The 21315-nt window shown below is 56.3% G+C and carries 16 protein-coding genes; 8 read left to right on the top strand and 8 right to left on the bottom strand.

All coding sequences use genetic code 11. The features are described 5' to 3' along the window. Positions 1–463 precede the first annotated feature (463 nt). The 7 genes from HMPREF3011_RS11605 to HMPREF3011_RS09725 all read left to right on the top strand — a co-directional run bounded on the left by HMPREF3011_RS11605 (position 464) and on the right by HMPREF3011_RS09725 (position 12536). On the top strand, positions 464–3499 hold the full coding sequence (locus tag HMPREF3011_RS11605) for a VaFE repeat-containing surface-anchored protein (protein WP_070841452.1): 3036 nt from the start codon (positions 464–466) through the stop codon (positions 3497–3499). A gap of 9 nt (positions 3500–3508) precedes the next feature. After that, the gene (locus HMPREF3011_RS09750; protein WP_070841451.1) at positions 3509–4264 is read left to right on the top strand and encodes a class F sortase; all 756 of its coding nucleotides are present in this window, start codon (positions 3509–3511) and stop codon (positions 4262–4264) included. 175 nt (positions 4265–4439) lie between these two features. Continuing rightward, positions 4440–4799, top strand: coding sequence for a hypothetical protein (locus HMPREF3011_RS09745; protein ID WP_005511660.1), 360 nt, complete (start codon positions 4440–4442; stop codon positions 4797–4799). A 669-nt stretch (positions 4800–5468) separates the two neighbouring features. Further along, entirely contained in the window at positions 5469–7103 is a 1635-nt protein-coding gene (locus HMPREF3011_RS09740) for a SpaH/EbpB family LPXTG-anchored major pilin (RefSeq protein WP_049190894.1), read from the top strand. Positions 7104–7340: 237 nt separating this feature from the next. Next, entirely contained in the window at positions 7341–8354 is a 1014-nt protein-coding gene (locus HMPREF3011_RS09735) for a class C sortase (protein WP_246821554.1), read from the top strand. Beyond that, the gene (locus tag HMPREF3011_RS09730; RefSeq protein WP_070841449.1) at positions 8347–9276 is read left to right on the top strand and encodes an isopeptide-forming domain-containing protein; all 930 of its coding nucleotides are present in this window, start codon (positions 8347–8349) and stop codon (positions 9274–9276) included. The genes HMPREF3011_RS09735 and HMPREF3011_RS09730 overlap by 8 nt, the downstream gene beginning before the upstream one ends. Beyond that, positions 9276–12536: an LPXTG cell wall anchor domain-containing protein gene (locus tag HMPREF3011_RS09725; RefSeq protein WP_141764759.1), complete on the top strand. Its 3261-nt coding sequence runs from the start codon at positions 9276–9278 to the stop codon at positions 12534–12536. Before HMPREF3011_RS09730 ends, HMPREF3011_RS09725 begins: the two co-directional genes overlap by 1 nt. Before the next feature lie 111 nt (positions 12537–12647). Here HMPREF3011_RS09725 and HMPREF3011_RS09720 read toward each other — a convergent pair whose 3' ends face one another. The 5 genes from HMPREF3011_RS09720 to HMPREF3011_RS09700 all read right to left on the bottom strand — a co-directional run bounded on the left by HMPREF3011_RS09720 (position 12648) and on the right by HMPREF3011_RS09700 (position 17453). After that, the gene (locus HMPREF3011_RS09720) at positions 12648–13280 is read right to left on the bottom strand and encodes a trypsin-like serine protease (protein ID WP_070841448.1); all 633 of its coding nucleotides are present in this window, start codon (positions 13278–13280) and stop codon (positions 12648–12650) included. Positions 13281–13517: 237 nt separating this feature from the next. After that, entirely contained in the window at positions 13518–14102 is a 585-nt protein-coding gene (locus HMPREF3011_RS09715) for an RNA polymerase sigma factor (RefSeq protein WP_172954594.1), read from the bottom strand. 101 nt (positions 14103–14203) lie between these two features. Then, the gene (locus tag HMPREF3011_RS09710) at positions 14204–15634 is read right to left on the bottom strand and encodes an ABC transporter permease (protein WP_070841447.1); all 1431 of its coding nucleotides are present in this window, start codon (positions 15632–15634) and stop codon (positions 14204–14206) included. Continuing rightward, positions 15621–16358 carry an ABC transporter ATP-binding protein gene (locus tag HMPREF3011_RS09705; protein ID WP_069359045.1) on the bottom strand — a complete coding sequence of 246 codons (738 nt, stop codon included), beginning with the start codon at positions 16356–16358 and terminating at the stop codon, positions 15621–15623. The genes HMPREF3011_RS09710 and HMPREF3011_RS09705 overlap by 14 nt, the downstream gene beginning before the upstream one ends. Before the next feature lie 9 nt (positions 16359–16367). Beyond that, positions 16368–17453 (bottom strand): efflux RND transporter periplasmic adaptor subunit, encoded by a 1086-nt coding sequence (locus tag HMPREF3011_RS09700; RefSeq protein ID WP_070767446.1) that lies wholly within the window; start codon positions 17451–17453, stop codon positions 16368–16370. 361 nt (positions 17454–17814) lie between these two features. Between HMPREF3011_RS09700 and HMPREF3011_RS09695 the strand changes: the two genes are divergently transcribed. Continuing rightward, complete coding sequence (locus HMPREF3011_RS09695; protein WP_070841446.1) at positions 17815–19344, top strand: catalase; 1530 nt, start codon at positions 17815–17817, stop codon at positions 19342–19344. Positions 19345–19568: 224 nt separating this feature from the next. On the opposite strand, the gene HMPREF3011_RS09690 is transcribed toward HMPREF3011_RS09695, so the two are convergent. The 3 genes from HMPREF3011_RS09690 to HMPREF3011_RS09680 form a co-directional block, all read right to left on the bottom strand. Next, positions 19569–19916: a hypothetical protein gene (locus HMPREF3011_RS09690; protein ID WP_016421912.1), complete on the bottom strand. Its 348-nt coding sequence runs from the start codon at positions 19914–19916 to the stop codon at positions 19569–19571. 140 nt (positions 19917–20056) lie between these two features. Next, positions 20057–20365, bottom strand: a complete 309-nt coding sequence (locus HMPREF3011_RS09685; RefSeq protein WP_016421913.1) for a hypothetical protein — start codon at positions 20363–20365, stop codon at positions 20057–20059. A 588-nt stretch (positions 20366–20953) separates the two neighbouring features. Continuing rightward, entirely contained in the window at positions 20954–21295 is a 342-nt protein-coding gene (locus HMPREF3011_RS09680; protein WP_016421914.1) for a monovalent cation/H(+) antiporter subunit G, read from the bottom strand. Between the last annotated feature and the right edge of the window lie 20 nt (positions 21296–21315).

The raw sequence follows: 21315 nt of genomic DNA, 5'->3' as shown, positions 1-21315 counted from the left end.
GGGGGTGGGGTGTCATTTGTGCCGTAACTCACAATTATGAAAATCGTGACATGGGAGACATTCTAACCCAAATTAATGGGTGGGGATTCATTGAAAAAACTTCATATGCGCAGGTTAATCGTGATTTTATGGGTTGAATGGCCAGATGTCATGGAGGAAAGTGGAACTTCGGCATGCGTGTGGTGTCCAAATGTCTACCCCAGAAAAAATATGCAAACAATAATTATTGATATTGAAATAAATGACAAGAGGGGTGGCAATTAAATGGCTCAACAAACATAAAATGTATTTGTTATATTCAGGGGCGGCCAACGCTATAAATGAGAATTAGAAGGCGATGTCAACTGGGCTACCTGTGATGGGGGCTGGAGACGCTTATGCGTGGTCATTGATTGTTAATTGAAGGCTGGAAAGGTAGCGAAAAGTGTATAACGCACTGAAATCGAAGGAAGGGGGAGGGCTCATGTTCGGTCGTTTTACAAACGAGAAGCGCTGGTTGGCGCTTTTTAGCTTCATGGCTGTGCTCGCTCTTTTCTTCGCTAAATCTCCGATACTTGCGCATGCGCAGGAGCCAGAGGACACTGGCGAAACCCTGACGATTCAGAAGATTCTGAGTGTTCCTGGAACCGTTGAGGGTGTTGAAGCCAATGGAAATGTCCGTAATTTTGGGCCACTCATTGCGGCATTTGACGAGGCTGCAACTCCATTTGGTAGCCACAAAATGGGTTACTGCATTGAGGCCAGCGTCGGCGGTGATCTTTATGACACCGGTCGTGTGCAGAACTTCAGTCAGTTCTCGCGCAGTACAGATACCAATAATAAGCTGCGGAACGACTTTGACCGATACCGGAAGCTCAACTGGATTGCGCACCACGGTTCGCCAGCTGTTGGTTTGGATGAACTGGGGAAGGCAGCTGGAGTTAAAGGCCGTCTGAATGTGCTGGATGCGAATAACGCAACTCAATTCGCTCTGTGGCACTTCTCCGATGACATTGACTTCTCCAAGGGCATTCACAACCCATCGACGAAGGCTGTCTACGACTACCTCACTGGTCCGGCTAACGTCGGTCAGGGCACCGTCGACGGTACGAACCGCACTGGCTACATTTTCAACAATGGTAAGAAACAAGACATCATTGTGATTGACAATGTCACTCCGTCTTCCGGTGAGGTTCCAGCAGAGCCGACGAAGCCGTCTGAACCGGAGAAGCCGACCGAACCGGAACAGCCAACCGAGCCAGAGAAGCCGACTACTCCGACCACGCCTACGGAGACCACGACCCCGTCCGAGTCGACCAAGCCGTCCGAGCCGGAGAAGCCGACCACACTTAAGCCGTCGATCTCCACTCAGGCTCGCCTAAACGGCAACAAGATTGTTGCGGGCGCTGTGGTTAAGGACATCGTGAAGTTCACTGACCTGGTTCCGGGTAAGAACTACCGCCTGGATGCCACCCTGGTGGACAAGACCAATGCTGATCGCATCTTGGGTACCGGCAGCGTCGAATTCACTCCGGAGACCTCTTCGGGTGAACAGACTGTCATGATTACCGTCTCCGATGATGTGGATGAGCCGGTTTCCGCTGCTGTTGCATTTGAAAAGCTGACCTCGACAGAGGTCACCGCCGATGGCCAGGACAACGCCGATGGTCAGCCGGTAGAAATCGCCTCCCACGAGGACATTAACGACGCAGCTCAGACCGTTCACGGCGAAAAGCCGGAACAGCCGACGACCTCCGAAGAAACTCCGACGAGCGAGGAGACAACCGAGGAAACAACGGAGCCGTCGTCCAGCGAGACCGCTACTTCTGAGACCAGTGAGTCTGAGGCTCCGACGACGTCGGAAAGCGAAGAGCAGCCGAGCTCTTCGACGACTACTCCTAACGCCTCCGAGTCCACGAAGCCGGCTGCCCCGACGGAGCCGACCGAGCCGACTGACAGCACTGAGTCGCAGACCACGGAGCCGACCGAGCCGACTGAGACTACCGAACCGTCCAAGCCGAGCGAGCCCGCTGATACGCCGCTGGAGCCGGAGCTACGCACGGTAGCTGAGCTTCAGGGCAACCGCATTGAGGCTAATGCCAAGGTTGTCGACACCGTACATTTCGAGGGCCTGGTGCCTGGTAAGAACTACACCCTCTCCGGTGAACTTGTTAATAAGGCTGATGGCTCTGTGATTGGTCATGGCGAGGCGACGTTCAAGCCGACGTCGGCAAGCGGTACTGTGACTGTCACTCTTGAGGTGTCTGACTCTGTTCAGACTCCTGTTGCCGAGGCTGTCGTATTCGAGCACCTGACCTCTGATGAGGTCGACTCGACTGGTAAGGAAAGCGCTGGTCAGGTCAATGAGATCGCTGACCACGCAGATATCAACGACGCTAGCCAGACCGTGACCGGCGACGTTCCGGAGAAGCCGGAAGACACCCCGACTGAGGAAAGCGAAACTCCGTCCGAGGAGACGACCGCACCGGAGACCAGCTCGACTGAGCCGACCACGTCCACGGTTCCGGCAACGCCGAGCGACGATGAGCCGTCCGAGCAGCCGGAGACGACACAGCCGGAAGAGCCGTCTGAGACGACAACTCCGTCTACGTCCGAGTCTGAGAAGCCGTCCAAGCCGAGCAAGCCGACTAAGCCTGCTCAGCCGAGCAAGCCGACTAAGCCTGCTCAGCCGGAGAAGCCGAGCAAGCCGACTAAGCCTGCTCAGCCGGAAAAGCCGAGCAAGCCGAGCAAGCCCGCTCAGCCAGAAAAGCCGAGCAAGCCGACTAAGCCCGCTCAGCCGGAAAAGCCGTCCAAGCCGAGCAAGCCTGCCCAGCCGGAAAAGCCGAGCAAGCCGAACCACCCGAGCACCCCAGCTCAATCTGAGGACAACCCAGCTATCACGACCACTGCCGGTATTGCCGGCAAGGGTCTGGTCGAGAAGGGTGCTGTCGTCATCGACACCGTGCACTTCACTGGCCTGAAGCCGGGCACGAAGTACACGTTGACCGGTGAGCTGATGTGCAAGGAGACGGGCAAGTCCACTGGCGCTAGGAGCCGCCTGCACTTTGTGCCGACGGCATCCGCCGGCACGGTTGATGTTCCGATCATCATCACCGACGGCGACTGCGCTTCTCAGGTTGCCTTCGAGACTCTGACCGATGCCAATGGCAAGGAAGTTGCTGTCCACAAGGACATCAACTCTGCGGAGCAGACTGTCACGAACGGCAAGACCCCGGAGAACACGCCATCTGAGCATCCAAAGGATGAGGGCAAGCAGAACACGCCTAACGACGATTCCTCTGCACCTACCAGCGACTCTGCCACCCCGACCACTGTGATTAATCAGCACTCGGAGCAGAACAACACCAACGTCACCATCATCGGTGGCACTGGCCAGGATAAGCAGAAGAACCACGGAAAGCCGTTGGCTCCGAACTCGGAACGACGTGCAATTAGTTCGGTTCCGTCTGGCCCGACCGGTTTGGCTACTCACGCTCTGCCGACGGTAGCCACCAACTAAGGAGATTCCATGACTGATCAGTTTGGCTCGGACGAGACCGGCAAGGAACCTGGAAACACACCAGGCATCGAACCGGAAACCGAAACTGGCGCACTCGACCACGTTGATCCGTTTGACCAGGCCGAAGACCCGGCCGACAGCCAAGTCGAAGACCTACAAAGCGTGCCTTGGTGGAAGCAGCCAAGAATGTATATCGCCGCTATCGCGTTAATCGGCGTTATCGCTCTGCTGGTGATTGGCCAGATCAATCGCAATGATTCGACGCTCGATGGTGCGCAGGAGAATCTGCCCACTCCAGCACAGGGTTCTCGGGGAGCTGTGCACGAGATGGAGATGCTCATTGATGGTAAGTCGGCTCCGATTGATTTCGTTCAGCTGACTGATCAAGGATCTCTGATTCCGCCGACCGATGTTTCGCGCCTGGGCTGGTATTCCGCCTCCGCGATTCCCGGTGAGAAAGGTGCTGCTGGATCGTCCGTCATTACCGGCCACGTCAATGAGGTGGACCAGGGCGATGGTTACGCTGCACGTTTCGCTGACCTGAAGGCTGGTGACACTGTCACGGTGAAGGTAGATGGCGAAAGCCGAGACTTCACCGTCAGCAAGGATCCAATCCAGGTGGTCAAGGGCGCCCAGATGCCCGAGGCTGTCAACGACGCAGTTGGTGAGAACCGCTTGGTCCTCATCACCTGCGGAGGCGAGTTCGTCGGCGGCACCTTGGGTTACGCCGACAACATCATCGTCGAGGCCACTCCAGTGCGCTAATCCAGTGCGCTAGATCAGAGCACTAGGGCGCTGGGGCTCAGCCTCAACTAGTTGACCAATTTCATTGGCTGTGGCTGTTGAACGCCGTCGAACAACGGCGGCGCCGGCAGTCGCAGAAAAACACAGAACAAATCTGCAGAAACCCTGCAGAAACACAGAAGATAAGGAAGTACCTATGAGCATGTTGAAGAAAATCGGTGTCTGGGGTGTGGGCGCACTCGTGCTTGCCGCTCCGGTTGCCACTGCCGCACAGGCAGTAGCTGCACCTGCAAACTCTGCTGACACTGCAGTTGTCGCTCCGGGCAAGGGTGGGTTCCTCCACTCGGGCAAGCTAGCCGTCAACCGCTACGTCTTCGAGCTTGAGCACCGCGATGGCAAGGACTACGTCAACATCACCTTCACCGGCGATCACAGCGCTGACGTGCAGATCATGCCGGATGGCATGACCCCTGAGGGCAAGAAGAAGGTCGATCAGATTGGTGACGTCCTCAAGCTCAACGGCTACAACGATGTTCACTACTGGGCGGTTCTCTAAACGCCTCTTGTGACGCCACAGCGCGCCCCGTGTCGCTTACTGCCTCTGTGCTTTACAGGTCCTAGCACAGGGTGGTGCACCGCGGGGCGTTTTGCTTCAAACGGTTTTTGCTTTCGCTTACCGACGATGCTGTGACAGCAAACACAAGAAGGTTGATAAGTCCTCATTTTCCCGGCGTGCTCTGCGGCGGTAATGGTTAGACATAGGAGCCATCGCTATAGGGCAATTGCCTACCCCCATTTTTGGGTGGGTTTGATTGTGTGGGGAATTGAGAGGGGTTTGGCTGCGATTGGAAAAAACCGCTGTGACCTCGATAAAAAGATATTAATCTCTTGCAATTCTTATGTTTGTGTAGGTTTCTTGGATGCTTGGTTTGGCGGTGTGTAACCGTCGGGTATCGATTGGAAGTGAAACGAGTTGAGTTATTTATAAGCGGTTCACTGAGCGCTATTAACTGAGCGAGCAATGGGCTTGAACTGCAATGTTTCAGCCAGTAAACGTTAAAGTTCATAACGCTTAGGCTTAAAAGGTTAGACAGACTGGTCTTTCCCTTAAGGAAAATCTCAGTTTTGGCAAGTCGGGGAACGTTGGTGTCGCCGTCTGGAGTGAATCGCGAGACGTATTGAAGCCTGTCGCTTCATTTTGGACTTCTGTAAAGGACCTGTTTTCGTGAATAAGTTCTCTCGTACCGCCCGCTCGGTAACCTTCGCTGCCATCGTCGGTCTGTCGATGGGTGTCTCCGCCCCGGCTGCAATCGCTCAGGACACTGCCGTCAACCAGGCTGCCGGCAACTCCCCTCTGGTAAATAAGGACGCCAAGGGCTCGCTCACCATTCATAAGTTCGGTAACCCGACCAGCGAAGGTCAGCCGTCTGGTACCGAAGCTGACGTCCAGGACGTTATTGCCAATGGTGGCGAGAAGCTCGCAGGTGTCGGCTTCACCGTTTACAAGATCAACAAGACTGCAGATGGCGCTACCCCCATCGATGTCACCACCAACGAGGGTCTGCTGGCTGCTTCGAAGCTGAAGGCTGGCGAGTTCGCTACTGGTACCCAGGCGACTCAGGCTCTGATTGACAACGGTACCCTGACGCAGGTCGCAACCGGCACGACCGACCAGGACGGCAAGTGGAACGTTGGCCAGGATCTGGCTCTTGGCGCTTACCTGGTTGTTGAGACCGGTCCGAAGGAAGGCTATGACCCGGCTGTTCCGTTCATCGCTTTCGTTCCGATGACCAGCAATGGCAAGGTAGGCGACGAGACTCAGGGCACCACCTGGAACTACGACGTTCACGCATTCCCGAAGAACTACAAGGATGAAGAGCCGACCAAGACCGTTAAGGACAAGGACCAGAACGCCGGCGACAAAGCGCTGGTCTACACCGTCACGGGTACCGCTCGCCAGCTGAAGCCGAACACGGAGCGTACCCAGTTCCAGATCACTGACCAGATTGACCCGAAGCTGGAAGTCACCAAGGTTGATGTCAAGGTTGTCAAGGCAGATGGTACGGAGCGGGCTCTGTCCGAAACCGACGACCGCGACGGTAAGTTCTTCGAGGGCAACAATGTCGATGTCAACCTGAAGCCAGACGTTGCAAAGACTCTTGGTACTGGTGACAAGGTCGTCGTTACCATCACCACCACGCTGAAGCCGCAGTTCAAGGAAGCTACCGACATCGCGCCGAACACCGGTTTGGTCTTCCAGAACAACCCGGACGGTTCCGAGAACAGCACTCCGAAGGAGACTCCGAAGGTCAAGACCTACTGGGGTGGCGTGCAGTTCAAGAAGGTTGATGGCGACCGCAACGCTCTGGAAGGTGCCGAGTTCCAGATTGTCCGCCAGGCTGCTGGCCAGAAGTGCTCCGACATTGACACCACCAAGAAGGACTCCTGGACTCCGGTTAACGGCCAGCAGGGTGACGAGGTGAAGACCACCTTCGTCTCTGGCCAGGACGGTATCGTCAAGATTACCGGTCTTCACGTCAACGACTTCGAAGACAACGCTGAGGTTGTCGAAGGCGAACAGTCCCACTACTGCCTGATTGAGACCAAGGCTCCGAAGGGTAAGGAGCTGCTGCCGGAGGCACTCGAGTTCAAGCTGGTTGCTAAGCAGACTGCCCCGGAGCGTGTTTACGAGCTGGCATCCGTCCAGGTCGGCGCTAACCCGGGTGAGGTTGTTAACTCCGACGACACCACCCCGAACCTGCCGATGACCGGTGGTGCCGGTGTTGGCATCCTGGCTGCTATCGGTGCAGCTATCGTCGCAGCTGGTGCATGGTTCGCCCGCCGCGGTTCCAAGAACTAAATCCGAGTAAAGGCTCGGCCACTGGAGCGCTTTAGCTCCAGTGTTGAGGGAATAGCGTGCGTTCAACAGCGCACGCCATTCCTGTAGTTTGCGCATCACTGAAATTACTGTTGCGGCCTTTCGATGTGCTCTTTTTCAACAGCAGGCATCTCTACGCCGGTGAGAAAGAGAAAGGCCACATCCCTTTTTGATTGACTTCTTGGGAGTTCCTCCGTGGGTAAACACTCTGCGTCTACTCTGACGCGGGACGCATCAGCTGAGCGGCCTGAACAGCCTGAGCAGGCGAAAAAGAACAGCATGGTTCTCCCCGCAATTTTGGTGATTGTGGGCTTGCTTGTGATGCTGTACCCGGTTGTCTCCACGGCATTGAACAACTACGGCACCTCTAAGGCGGCCAAAGAGTTTGCCAAGCTGGAAAAGTCCGTACCCCAAGAAGTTAAAGATGAACAGTGGGAACGCGCTCACGCTTACAACGAGCGCCAAACCACCGGCCCGATTCTGGACCCGTGGCTTAACGAAGTTAATGACCACAACCCCGAGTACGCCGCTTATCTCGATCAGCTAAACGCTACCGACGTGATGGCGCGTCTGATTTTCCCAGAGATTCAGGCCGACCTGCCGATTTACCACGGCACCAGTGATGAGGTGCTCGCCAAGGGGCTCGGACACCTATACGGATCCGATCTTCCAGTCGGCGGTGTTGGAACCCACTCCATCATTACCGGTCACACCGGACTTACTAACGTAACGCTCTTCGATAACCTGCGGAAAGCAAAAGAGGGAGACGCCTTCTATATCCAGGTCGCAGGCCACAAGCTGAAGTACGAAATTGATCAAATCAAGGTTGTACTTCCGCATGAGACCGATGATCTTCGTCCCGTTGACGGCCAGGACTACATCACCCTCATCACTTGCACCCCTTACGGAATCAACACGCATCGTCTGCTAGTGCGTGGGCACCAAGTGCCGATGGATCCGTCGGAAAGCAATGTCTTCGACCAAACGCACGGAGCTGGATGGCAGTGGTGGATGTACGCCCTGCTCGTAGCGGTGTTTGTGCTTGGCACAGGCTTTGCGTGGTGGCTCTGGCGCCAACGCCTCGACGCCGACGAAGAGCTTGACGACGTCGCCGAGAACGCGGACGTCGAGACTGCTGATGGCGACGCAGACAGCGATGAACTCGCTGACGGCAGCGAATCAGCGTCCGAGGATAATAACAACACTTCGTGGTGGGAAAACGACAATGAATAAATATTTGACATCCACCTGGAACCGGATAGCTGCGTTCTTAGCTGCCTGCGCTCTGGTTGCAGTGATGGGTGCAGTTGGCGCGAATGACGCCAACGCGGCCAGGATTGTTGGACGCGTGGACGCTCCGGGCGTTTCAGCAACGAGCGGCACTGACATTGTGCGAATTACCTTGAGCCCAGGAAACCCGGACGATGATAATTCGTCGGCATCGGGCTCTATTTCTGGCGTGACCATTCATCTGGAACGTCTCAAGGGAATCTCGCCGGCGAGCCAGCAGGACCGCGAGAAGGTGGAAAACGCCACCGCAGCTGAGCTTGCCGAGTGGCCGAAAGACCTCCACTTCAGCCAGGTCACTGACGAAAACGGCTCTGTTAAATTCAGTGATTTGCCGGAGGGCATCTATCTTGTGACCTCGACGGCTCCGAATGACAGTTACCGGGAGATCAACTCCTTCTTGGTATCGGTGCCGTTCTACGGTGCGGGCTATGACTCCACGCCGGTAGAGGGCGTCATTGTGGCGAAGTCGCATAAGCCGGGGGAGACGCCACCACCGTCGACACCTCCAACGACTCCGCCGAAGACCCCTCCGACAACGCCACCGGGAACACCGCCGACTACGCCGGGAACATCGACCCCGCCGAAGACGCCTCCGACGACGCCGACAACTCCGACAACTCCGGGTGAACCGGGAACCTCGACGACAACGTCGACTACTTCCATGCCACCTGGTGAGCCTGGTACCTCGACGCCTTCGGGCTCGTCGGGTTCATCCTCAAGCTCGGGAAGTAGCGGAGGATCTGGCTCCCTGGCACTCACCGGTGTGCAGGTAGCAGGGCTGGTAGCCGTCGCTGCAGCACTAATCGGCGGAGGATTCGTCATTATCGCTGCTAGCAAGAAGAACTCAGAAAGTGGGAAGAACTAATGTTTTCGACAACATTCCGCTTGCCGGATTCAATGCGAACTACGCTTCGCATGTTCTTGGCTGCTTTGCTAGCGGTAGCTCTCGTTGTCAGCGGTCAGGCTTTTGCTCCCACCGTGCCGCAGGCGCAGGCGCAGACAGAGGTCATTCCGACGTCTCCGCCGAAGTATGAGTTTAAGAATGTTAATAGTCGCCCCACTCCTGATTACGAGTTCACAATCGACAGCGATGCGACTATTGACAGCCTGCAATTCAATGTTGGGGGCTCAGGGTATCTTCAGGAATATACACTCAAGATTAATGGGAAGAAGATTGCTCCGCAGATTACCCCGAGTGGCAATCCCCGACAGGCGCCGCTTGAAGTTGTGCACAAGGGTTTGAACGAAGCAGTAAAGGCGGGCGACAAAGTCACGCTGAGCCTTCGCTATACTGCCCAGAAAGCAACTGGCGACGTGGCCATAACCCTCCGCGGTACTCCCGACGGCTCTACTGAGCCAACCGACCCAAGTGAGCCGACAGATCCGTCAACTGACCCGACGGAACCTACCAATCCTACTGACCCAACGGAGCCGACTGACCCCACTGAACCCACCGAGCCGGAGGATCCGGAGCCAGAACCCGGAACGGTAACTCCCGCGGACCCAACTCTTGTCGATCCCGCGACTGCACCGGAGTGCGTGGAAAAGGCTTACATCAATATCCCGGACACTAAGGGTGTTGATTACTACCTCAACGCAGAGAAGAGGCCGGCTGGCCCCCACGTATACGAGCAGAACAAGCCGGGTACAGTCAAGGTCACTGCAGTAGCGCAGCCAGGGTTTAAGCTCGCTCCGAACACTCGTACCGAGTGGACTTTCAACCTGAGCGGCGAAGTAAAAGACTGCTCAGATTCTCCCGAAGACCCCAAACCACCGGCTGTCGACGGGCGTCACTTTGATGCCATCGGTCACGAGTTTGCAGTTAAAGCTGACCCAGTAGATCCGAAGAAGCCCAATGCCTTTACGGCTAAGGTGACTGAGGAATCTCACATGAAGTACGCAACCGTGCGTATCGAGACTGACGCGACCTTCTTGGATCCGCAGAAGTACAACCTCACTCTGGACCAGATCGAGCCAGGCGTGACCTTGCAGAAGCGCAACGTCAATATTGGCAACGGCTTCATCACTATGGAAGTCGTGCCGGTAAAGGATGGCAAGCCGGTTGACTCTGCCGTAGTGCCGAAGGATGCGGTATTCACCTTCACTAACAATCTTTCGCAGAACAAGAATTTGAAGGTCACTCTTGACGTCTACGGAGAGAAAAAGGGCGAGCCAAAACCACCGGAGATTATCTCGCCACCAGATGGAGCTCAGTGGGTGCACGGTCGAGTTGCTAACCCGCCGATGCCGCAGCGTTGTGGTCTGCGCATTGCTGTAGTGGCAGACCTTTCGACATCGCTCCGTTACGCAGATACTAATGGTTTCGAAGCATCTAAAAAGGCCGCGAATGCATTTATCGATTCCCTGCAGGGCACCCCAGCTGAGCTCGGCATCTATAACTTCGCAAGTAGCGGTCCGGCTAATCAGGCTGGAACGACACACGGTCAGAACCCACCCTATATTTCAATGCAGTCGGATGAGGGTGTCCGGCAGGCAAGGAACATAGTTCAGAACTGGAACTATAACTCAAATAACAGCGCTACGAACTGGGAAGCGGGCCTGAAGCAGGTCAAGAATCACGACTACGACGTGGTGTACTTCATCACGGATGGTATGCCCACGACCTCCTCGACAATCAAGGGTAAGGGCATCGGTGGTGAATTCGTTCAGGCTAGTGCTCTCAACGACGCAATCAAGGCAGCCAACGAACTCAAAGCTGCCGGTACCCGTGTTGAACCGATCATGGTTGATCTGACGCTTGGCGGAAATACGGGCAAAAATTGGGTTGTTGAGCAAGACTATGTCCTCAAGGACATCAAACGCATCGATCTGAATGCCGAAGTTCCGCAACAACCTGGTGTCTACTACAGAATCAACTCCGGGATTCAGGGCGCGCGAGAAGCAAACTACAACGACAAGGAACGTAAAGGACAAAACGATAGCGGCGAGCTCATTATGGCGAACCTAGAGAGAGCCGCGATGCTGGCGCCGAATCGGGCTTTGCAGGTGTTTGAACGGTTGCCGAATAGGACGCAAGTGACAGTCACTTCGAACATGTCAAGGTGGACCTACGGTACACGTGGTGTCAAGACCATGGGCGAGGATATCTCCGGTGCCGGCGACACCATTCGGATTGGGCAGTACTCACAGCTCGCCGCGCAGATGAAGAAGATCGGTGAAGAACTTGCTTCTCGTTGCAACGGTGTAGTGAAGGTCAAGAAGAGGATTGTCGATGAAAACGGCAAGGTTCTCGAAGACGGTGCCCCTGGTTGGGAGTTCACCCTGTCCGCAAATGACAATGTCATCGGTTCTGGTAATGGCCCGTTGGTTCACCAGTCGATGAAGGTGACCTCCGGATCCGAATCGGATAAGGGCACTGCATCGTGGAACATTGAAAGCGAGCGGGAGCAGTCGTTGGTTCTGACTGAGACGCAGAAGCAGGGCTACACCCTGTTCCGTCGCGGTGACACCTTGGATTCCACCGGTGACTTCAACGCTGTGTGTACCCAAACCCGAGGCGGGAAGACTTCACCTCTCAAGGTGGAGAATGTGGGCGAGTTCGGTTTCCGCGTAAAGATGTCGGAATCCAACAAGGTCCTATCTTCCATTTCCTGTGTCGTCGATAACTACGAAGCGCCGGACTCCAAGCCGGGCAAGCTGACCTTGGAAAAGGCGGAGTATGTCGATGGTGAGGGAGTCAAGGTTTTGCCGGGACTCGGTGGTGCGACCTTCGATATCTACCCCTCGGCTGGTGGTCAACCGGATTTCAGTGGAGGACCGGTTTACACCATCACGCCTGATCAGAAGTCAATTGAAATTACTGAAACTGGCACTTTCTACCTCGTAGAAACGATGGCACCGGCAGGCCTCAGCCTGCTGCCAGAGCCAGTAGCTTTTGAAATCTCAATCGATCAAAAGACTAAGGAGTACACCGTCTCGGTGGTAGGCGGCAGTAGCCCGCTTATCAAGGCCGAAGGCTCCGGTGAACTCATGATTATGCAGGTGACCGACACCAAGACCGGCAAGCTGCCAAAGACCGGTGGAAACGGAGTTCTTCTCTGGACGCTGTTTGGTTCGGTAATCGCAGCCTGCGGTTGGTTCTGGGCTCGGCGCCAGCAGGCCTAATAACAAGAATGGGTTCTGTGCAGGTGACTGCACAGAACCCATTGGGCTGTAAAAAGACGTAGGCTTGTTTTTTCCCACCCCATCAGGAAGCCCTACGCAAACACAGCCCTCTTACCAGGGTGAATTAGCGGTGATATAGGAACCCAGCTGCTGCCCGTTCCCATCGATGATGTTCCAGGTAGTTGAAACAACACCGACAGCACCTTTATCCGGAACCCATACTGGCCCTCCGGAATCGCCTCGTTGAGCGTGTACGTTTTGAACCTGCAGAGCATTGTCGTCGGTTTTGTATGCATCTCGATCAGCAGCTAAACCGCAGGAAACTTTCCCCGTGGTGTTTCCGTAGATGCAGACAGTCTCGCCAGTTTGAACATCTGTGGGGGATAGCATTGAGTCGCCCGAATACGAATTCACGCCTGCAGTAGCGGGATCGTCAAGCGAGACAACTCCAATATCGTTTCCCGTATCTAGTGAATGGTCATAGGTGGGAGACGGTTGGAAAACTCCAATTTTCTGAAAGGTCCCATCCGTCACTGTGTCTCCCTCTTGTCCACAATGACCTGCTGTGTAGATTTGCGAATTGGTCTTGTCGACATAGCCGGCTGTACAGACGCTAGCTTGTGGTCCATTAGCGTGAATTATGACAACCGGATCACCTTGGTTAATGGTGGCGGCGTAGGCCGGTAGCCCGGTTGTAGCCGTGATAACGGCAGTGACAGTGAAAATCCATGAAGGTCTATTCATGGGGAAATTTGCTCCTCAGTGAGTTGGTCGGTGGTGGCCCAAAACAAAGCTAATCTCGTCGGAAAAGATGGAACGTATGCGTACTGGGCAGTTCATATACCCATTTCGTATCGCGAATATAAGGAAATGTATAAAACTATCAGTTAAGGCAAAACCTACGCTCAACTGAGCAATCACGCGCGATAGTGTTCCAAAAATGGGGTAGAAGAAAGGTCAACGCCCATCGGGGGAGCGGGTTTACACAGCTGCAGAGTCGCCGTTGGCGCTGTCGCCGTCGTCAAGCGCGGCAACCAAATCGCGGCGCGCACGAGCGACGCGCGAGCGAATGGTGCCCACACGACACCCTGCGATTTCCGCGGCCTCGGCGTAGGAGTAACCCAGCACCTGCGTCAAAATGAGTGCCTCGCGGCGTTCCTCCGGCAGTTGCTCCAGCAGCACGCGGGCGTCAGCGAGCTCTGACCACGACTCGCCGGTTGTGAACTGCTCGGCAGCGTTTTCCACTTCCATCGCGGACTTCTTCGGGCGTGCCGAATCATGGCGGACCGAATCCACCCACACGCGCCGGGCCAGCGACAACAGCCACGTACGGGCAGAAGAACGCGCCGCAAAGCGGGGAAGCGCCCCCATCACACGCAGATACGTCTCCTGCGTTAAATCATCCGCAGCATCAACGCCGCCCAGATGTGCGACCAGACGCCACACGTCCTTCTGGGTCAGCCGCACGAACTCCGTCAGCGCAGCCTGATCACCGCGGCCGGCTTTCAGCGCCAGCTGCGTGATGTATTCGTCATTAGAGACGAGGCGTGCGGGAGTCATGGACATAGCTTAGCAACTTAAAACCTAAAGATAATTCGCCTGGCTGCACGTGGCCTCACCTGCAAAAGCAGGAGGCGACGCAGCCAGGCGAACTAGGGGCTGAAATGCTAGAAGCGGATGGCGTCGATGGGCTTGACGCGGACGGCAATAGTGGCGGGGATGATGCCCGCCAAGGCACCCACTAATGTTGCGACCAGCACGCCAATCACAGCGGCCGTGACGGGGTAGGCCACGGCACCGGTCTCCAGCGGCAACGCCAGCATCTTATCCAGCGGCAGCTGCTTGACCGTGATGATCGAGGCAATCACGCCAACCACACCCGCCACCGTCGTGGCGACAATCGACTCCAGGAACACAGAGATAAAGATCCTGCCTGCCGACGCGCCCATTGCGCGACGAATACCAATCTCACGGACGCGGTGGCCAATGGTGACAATCGAGACCGTGAGCAGCCCCAATGCACCAAGCGCAATCACAATGCCGCCGATAATGCCGAGCGCAGTGGTGATGGTGTTATTCATCTCCTGGGAAATCTGCGTGTCCTTCTCCGACAGGGAGGTATTCACCTTCCAGCTGGGGCCGAGCTCCGCCTGGAAAATGTTGTGCAGCGCCTTCTGGTTCTCCTTCGCGGATTCTTCAGGCGTCGCGACGAGAAGTTGCGGCTCACCCACCTGTCCTTCGTAGCCGGCGTTGAGGAAGGAATCGTAGTGCGTGACAATGCTCGGGGCGTCCCATGAACCCAGAGACTTATACACTCCCACCACGGTGAAGGTGGTGTTACCCGTTTCCTTCAACCTGAAGGTTGGATGGTCGGCTAGCGCTGGGTTGCCCAGACTTTCGTAGAACTGGTCGTTGACCACCACGGGGTTCATCAAGCGCTGGCCATCGGCATCTTCCAAACGACGTCCCTGCACGATGGTGCGGGCGTAGATATCGAACCAACCGGGGTCAGCGGCGATCAGCTCGGGAGTACCTGGCGAAAAACACTCGTAATCATCCGGAGCGCAGTCATCCATATTTTGCTCGGGTGTCGCTGGCTGCATGCGAACTCGGGACCACAAGTTGGCATGGGTGGTCTTCACCAGGCGATGCGTGGCAGTGGAAAAGGCGTCATTGATAGACCCGTCCGGGTTGAGGACGCTCAAATCGTCCGGACCGTTTCCGCCGGTGCCCTCGCCGCCGAAGCTTCCAAAGCTATCGGCCATTGTGCCGGCGCTGCCGTCGCCGAAGCCGCTGTCGCCGAAGTTACTGCCTTCCTCGGAATCGGAGCTACCCGCTCCGGCAGTCAAAGTGACCGTTCCGGCGACACCCGTGCTCTGTGCGGTGACCGCATCCTGAGAGCTGGTGAGAATATTGCCAAGTGCAATAACCGTGGTCATCGCCCACACTGCGGCAGCCACACTGACCAGCGACAGCATGATGCGGCCACGGTTAATGCGCAGCTCATGCCACGCCTCCAGCAGAGCGCCGAGATAAGGCGTTGCTGCATAGAGGAAGGAAGGCCGTGACTTCGATTCGGTTTCATTATTCGTCGTCATCAGCAGCCTCCTCGGAGCCTTGCATAGCGTTGGCAGCAGATAGTAGGACGGAGTCGGCGTGCAACTGACCGTCGCGAAGCTCAAGCACCCGATCGCCGCGCTCGGCGACCTCTAAATCGTGTGTGATTAGAATCAATGCGGCGTTGTTTTCCGCCGCGACTTCTTCGAGCAAATTCATGACGATCTTGCCGGTGTCGACATCGAGCGCACCGGTGGGCTCATCGGCAAGAATGAGTTGCGGTTGGCGTACGAGCGCGCGGGCAATAGCCACACGCTGCTGTTCACCACCGGAAAGCTGGGAAGGCGTGGCCTCTAGGCGATCGCCCAGGCCGACGCGCTCCAGCATCGCGGCGGCGAGCTCGGTGCGATTCCAGAACTTCTCACCTCGGTCGTACATCAGCGGAACCTCGACGTTTTCCAGCGTGGTGCGGGAGGGGAAGAGGTTGAACTGCTGGAAGACGAATCCCAAATTATCGCCACGAAGTGCAGCGCGTTTCCTGTCCGACAAAGTGGAAATATCAGTGCCGTCGAACGTGTACGTGCCAGAATCCGGCAAATCGAGCATGCCAATGATGTTCAGCAGCGTTGACTTACCCGAACCGGACTGGCCGACAATGCTGAGGTGCTCACCGCGTGGCACGTCGAGGTCGATGCCTTTCAAAATAGGCAGCTCCTCGCCATTGGGGAGCGTCACTGTTCGAGTGACTGCGGTCAAACTAAGCATGGCGCGGGCCTACTTTTCAGAGCCAGCGTCATCGCCGGACTCATCGAAGCCAGTGTCGCTGCCATCACCAGTGCCGTCGCCGGCGGACTCGTCCTTGTAGGAAGGCACGTACTCCAAGACCTGCTGGCCTTCCTTCAGGCCGCGCTTGATCTCAATGAAAGTGCCATCGTTGGCGCCCAGCTCAACCTTGATCTTTGTGGGCTTGCCGCCATCCTTAGCTGGAGCGTAGACGACACCTTCGCGGAAGCGTCCCTCCACTGCGGTCACCGGTAGTGCCGGGACCTCCGAGGTGGTGCCACTGCCAAGAATCAGCGTGGCAGGAACACCTTCGTAGACGGTCTGATCTGCGGGAATATCGCAGCGTAGCTGTGGGCCGCCCGAGGAATTTCCAGCAGCGGCGGCGCCCATGCCAGCGCCATCCCCGGCGCCAGTGTTCTGCGAGCCCGCGCTACTTCCCGTGACGGTCTTCACCGAATCGCACAAAAACGGTGCCGGGCCATCGGTGATAGCGAGGCGGCCATTGTTAATCGAGTCTCCCAGCGTGTACAGCTGGCTCGGCTTAATAGGTGCTACGGCGTGGAAGCTGTTCGGCGAAATCGTGCCAATCTCCTGGCCGATCTCAACCGTCTGGCCGATGACGATATCCCACTGCACAGTGCCAGAAGCCTTAGCGGTGATGTTTCCCCAAGTCACGGTAGTTTCGGGTGCGGCGGCTGCGGCGTTTTCTTCATCGGAATCCGCGCCGCCGGAGGTGCTGGCAGTCTCAGATACCGAGGTCTTCTTCACCTGAAGCAGGTTTTGCCCCTCTACGGCGTTGCCGCCGCTGTTGACATAGGCGTCAGTGATTTCACCGGAAGCGTTGGCGCGGATCACGGTGGGCTCGTCCGGGACGATGGTGGCAGACAGCTTCTGCGTGTTATTGATCCGCTGAGGGGATAGCTCCGTGGTGGGCTGGGAGAAATCACCGGTTGCTTGCGCATAGTCCTCGTCGTTAGCGGGGAAGAATGCGATCTTGAGAAGCGCAACGGTCGCCAGCAACGCCAGCGTGTACTTGAAGACTGTGAGCGCTTTTGCGCCCCTCCCTTGTTTTTTCATGTCTGCAGAAGTATCCGATCAGAATCCAAATTGACAGCGTGGTACGCGTGAAATCCTACCCTTAACCCCCGTGGGCAGTGGTAGTGCTGGCTATACCTTTTATTCAGTGCTGATAGGTATTGCATGAAAGCGCGGTAAGTGCTTTTCGACGGCCATCGCGTGTGGTTTTCGCGGAGGGAATTTTGCCCTTTTTAGGGCCGAGTGTTTGCGGCTGATACAGCGAACCTAATCGGACTAATAATTAAGGCCACATATCAATCGCGGGAGACTAATAGGAAAAATATGAAACTTCGTGTAGGGTGGAAAACGTCAGGGCATGTTGTGACTGCCATCTAGCCCCTGTCTTTAGGAGGAAATCCCCATGTCCAATCTCTATGAAGGTTCCAATGGTCCGACCACTCGCCTCAACGGTGCGCCGGTTCCTACAGAGCAGCACTCGCTAACCAATGGCCCACAGGGAGGTATTAACCTCCACGACATCCACCTGCTGGAAAAGCTCGCGCACTTCAACCGCGAGCGCATTCCGGAGCGCGTTGTTCACGCTAAGGGTGCAGGTGCTTTCGGTGAACTGACCATCACCGAGGATGTCTCCAAGTACACCAAGGCTGCAGTATTCCAGCCGAACACGGTCACGCCGATGCTGGCGCGATTCTCCACTGTCGCAGGTGAGCAGGGCTCCCCGGATGGCTGGCGTGACGTGCGCGGCTTTGCACTGAAGTTCTACACCGAAGAGGGCAACCTCGATATCGTGGGCAACAACACGCCAGTGTTCTTCATCCGCGATGGCATTAAGTTCCCGGACTTCATCCACTCTCAGAAGCGCCTGCCGGACACAGGTTTGCGCGACGCCAATATGCAGTGGGATTTCTGGACTGCCTCTCCGGAGTCCGCTCACCAGGTCACTTACTTGATGGGTGACCGCGGTATTCCGAAGGACTTCCGTCATATGGATGGCTTCGGTTCTCACACCTATCAGTGGATTAACGCTGAAGGGGAGCGTTTTTGGGTTAAGTACCACTTTAAGACTCGCCAGGGCTGGGAGTTCCTGACGGATGATGAAGCCGCCGAGCTGGTTGGCGAAAACACCGACCACGCTCGCCAGGATCTCTTCGAGGCGATTGAGCGCGGCGACTACCCAACCTGGGACGTCAAGGTGCAGATCATGCCTTACGACGAGGCCGCCAGCTACAAGGTGAACCCGTTCGACCTGACCAAGACCTGGTCTCAGAAGGACTACCCGCTGATTCCGGTCGGCCACTTCACTCTGAACCGCAATCCGGGCAACTTCTTTGCTGAGGTTGAGCAGGCCGCTTTCGCACCGTCGAATACGGTCCCGGGTGTCGGCTTCTCGCCGGACAAGATGCTGCTGGCGCGTGTGTTCTCCTACGCTGATGCGCACCGCTACCGTCTTGGCGTCAACAGCGATCAGCTGCCGGTGAACCAGTCTCGCTGCCCAGTGAATTCCTTCTCGCAGGATGGTGCGGCCACGTACTACTACTCGGATCCGAAGTTGCCGGTTCACGGCTCCAACGCCACTGCTCGCGGTCCGGAGGCCGATACTGCGGCTGCAGCTAAGGCTGCTGGTTGCCCAGTGCGCTCCGGTCACACCGGCCAGGTCGATGCTGGTGCCTTTGGTCAGTGGGAGAGCGTGGGCGAAGAGTTCTACGCTGGCGCCTACGTGCAGCACCCTGAGGATGATGACTTCTCGCAGCCAGGCGACCTTGTTCGCAACGTGATGGACGATACCGAGCGCGATCGCTTGGCAAACAACATCGTCGGTGCCATGCAGGGTGTCTCCCCAGAGGTGGAGCAGCGTGTCTATCAGTACTGGGCCAACGTTGATTCCTGGCTCGGTGCCGAGGTGGAAAAGCGCTTTAAGGCAACGAAGTAAAGCAACCGCGTAGGGCTGTGCAGTAAAACCGCAGAGTAGAGCTGCACAGTCACGCGGTAGATCAAAGTAAATAGAAAAGCGTTAGCCCTGCAAATGGTTGAACCATCTGCAGGGCTAACGCTTTATTTAAAACTTCTGTCTGTGCATGACAGCCACGGCTTTGTGGTTGCCTGCACGCCGGCCCGGTTTGGGCGGCTAAGGAACAACCCTAAGTGTGAGCTGTTTTAGGCACCGATGCCCGGCAGGCTCGGGGAGCCGTTGAAAAGCGACTTCGGAGCAGCTGCAGCCTCGTCGGCTTCTTCGGCGGACTCGGACACCTCTCGACCCTGTTCGGCAGCGTCGGAGACACTATCAGCCTCAACGCCGGAGACGTGGGTGGAGTTGTCGTTGTGGGTGGACTGATCGTTCGTGATGTTGATGTCCATGAAGTCGCGGCCGAACGGAGCGTTCCAGTCACCGGTTTCCAGGAGGGTCAGGTCACCATCGATGGTCGGGTTAATCTCGAAGGTGACGTTGACGGTCGGGCCGGAAGGCATTGCTTCCAGAACCTCAACGATAGGAGTGACGTCCATTTTTGGTGTTCCTTTTAGACAGTAACGAAATGAAGAATATCGGTTTTAACTGAACAATAAACCGCAGTCTTTATTAGAGACTGGCGGTTTATTGTGTCAAGGATTGGCGGAGCTATTGTCCTGCCATGAAGCCCAGGAGCTTACTTGGCGCCGATGCCAGAGATGCTCGGGTTCAGGAAGTCGAACTTACGCTGGTCGGACTTGTCGACGGTGGTCTCCGGGTTCAGGAAGTCGGAAACCTCGACGTCGTGGGAGTCGTGGGTGGAGTGGTCGTCGGTGACGGAGATGTCCAGGAAGTCGTTACCGAACGGCAGGTTCAGGTCGCCACCGACGTTAGCGAAGTTGACGTCGTTGCCAGCCAGCTGCTCGAAAGCCGGCAGCGGGCTCTCGACGGTGACGGCCGGAAGGGCTTCGAGGATGGTTGCGATATCTTCTGCGGAGCAGGACATGAGAAAATCCTTAGGTTCTCGGGGGTAAAGATTTTGAGTCGCTCTTGGCTGACTCACAGAAATTAAGTTAACCGATGGGGCAAGGGGCTGCAATGAAAAAATAAGTGCCTCGATCCGCTTTCGGTCGGTTGCGTCCCTCAAAGCTCGCTCAAATTCGCCTAAAAACATTGGAAAGAGGGCGGTTTTGTGGTGTCTGTGACGACTCCGGCCTCTGCCTGAATATCGGATGACAAAAGCGTTGTTTTCTTAAAATTTACCGGGATTGCATTGATTGTTTTGTTCTTGGTGTCACAAAGGTGCAGGCAAACGGCAAATTCATCACAAATGATAACTAAGGGTTCCCTAAGTAAGGGAAACCAAAGTTTAGTAAATGGCAAAAACTGCCACTCAATTTAGGGGCATAAGCGGGGTTAACGAGCGGGCCATAGCCCATGAGAGGTACATCACATTGTGGGAGGCCAAAAGTGTGGGGAAATATACCCCCTTTTGGGTAGGCCGGGTGGCCTAAAGGGGGTGTCGGAGCGCGCTGAGGGGTCGCTGTGAAACTGGCCGCTAACGGTGTGTTCAGGACGTTTCCCGCGCCGCTAGCTACCGCTCCGGGACGTAGTCCTCAGCGGAGCCGTCACGGGCACCCAGCACCGCGCGTCCAAGTACTTCGGAGGCGACGGTAGCGACGACCAGGACAGCAACAATGGCCAGAATGGCGGTGAGGGTTTTGCCCCACGTCAGATCGCCCTGGTCGGCCTCTAAGACCAAGTTGGCAATCACCAGCGCGGGGATGCCCACCATGATTCCGGCGGAAAGTTGGTTCAACCGGCTCAGGGCATCTTTAGAGCGCCACATGGCCACGCCCGCCAGGAGCAGGTACAGAGATCCGCCAATGACCAGCACGGCAAACAAGATAGTTACAAGGATTGAAGCGATACTCATAGTGCGATTCGTCCTTAATC

Source organism: Corynebacterium sp. HMSC074C04 (assembly GCF_001838295.1).
Classification (GTDB): domain Bacteria; phylum Actinomycetota; class Actinomycetes; order Mycobacteriales; family Mycobacteriaceae; genus Corynebacterium; species Corynebacterium amycolatum.
This window is presented reverse-complemented; position numbering and strand designations above follow the sequence as displayed.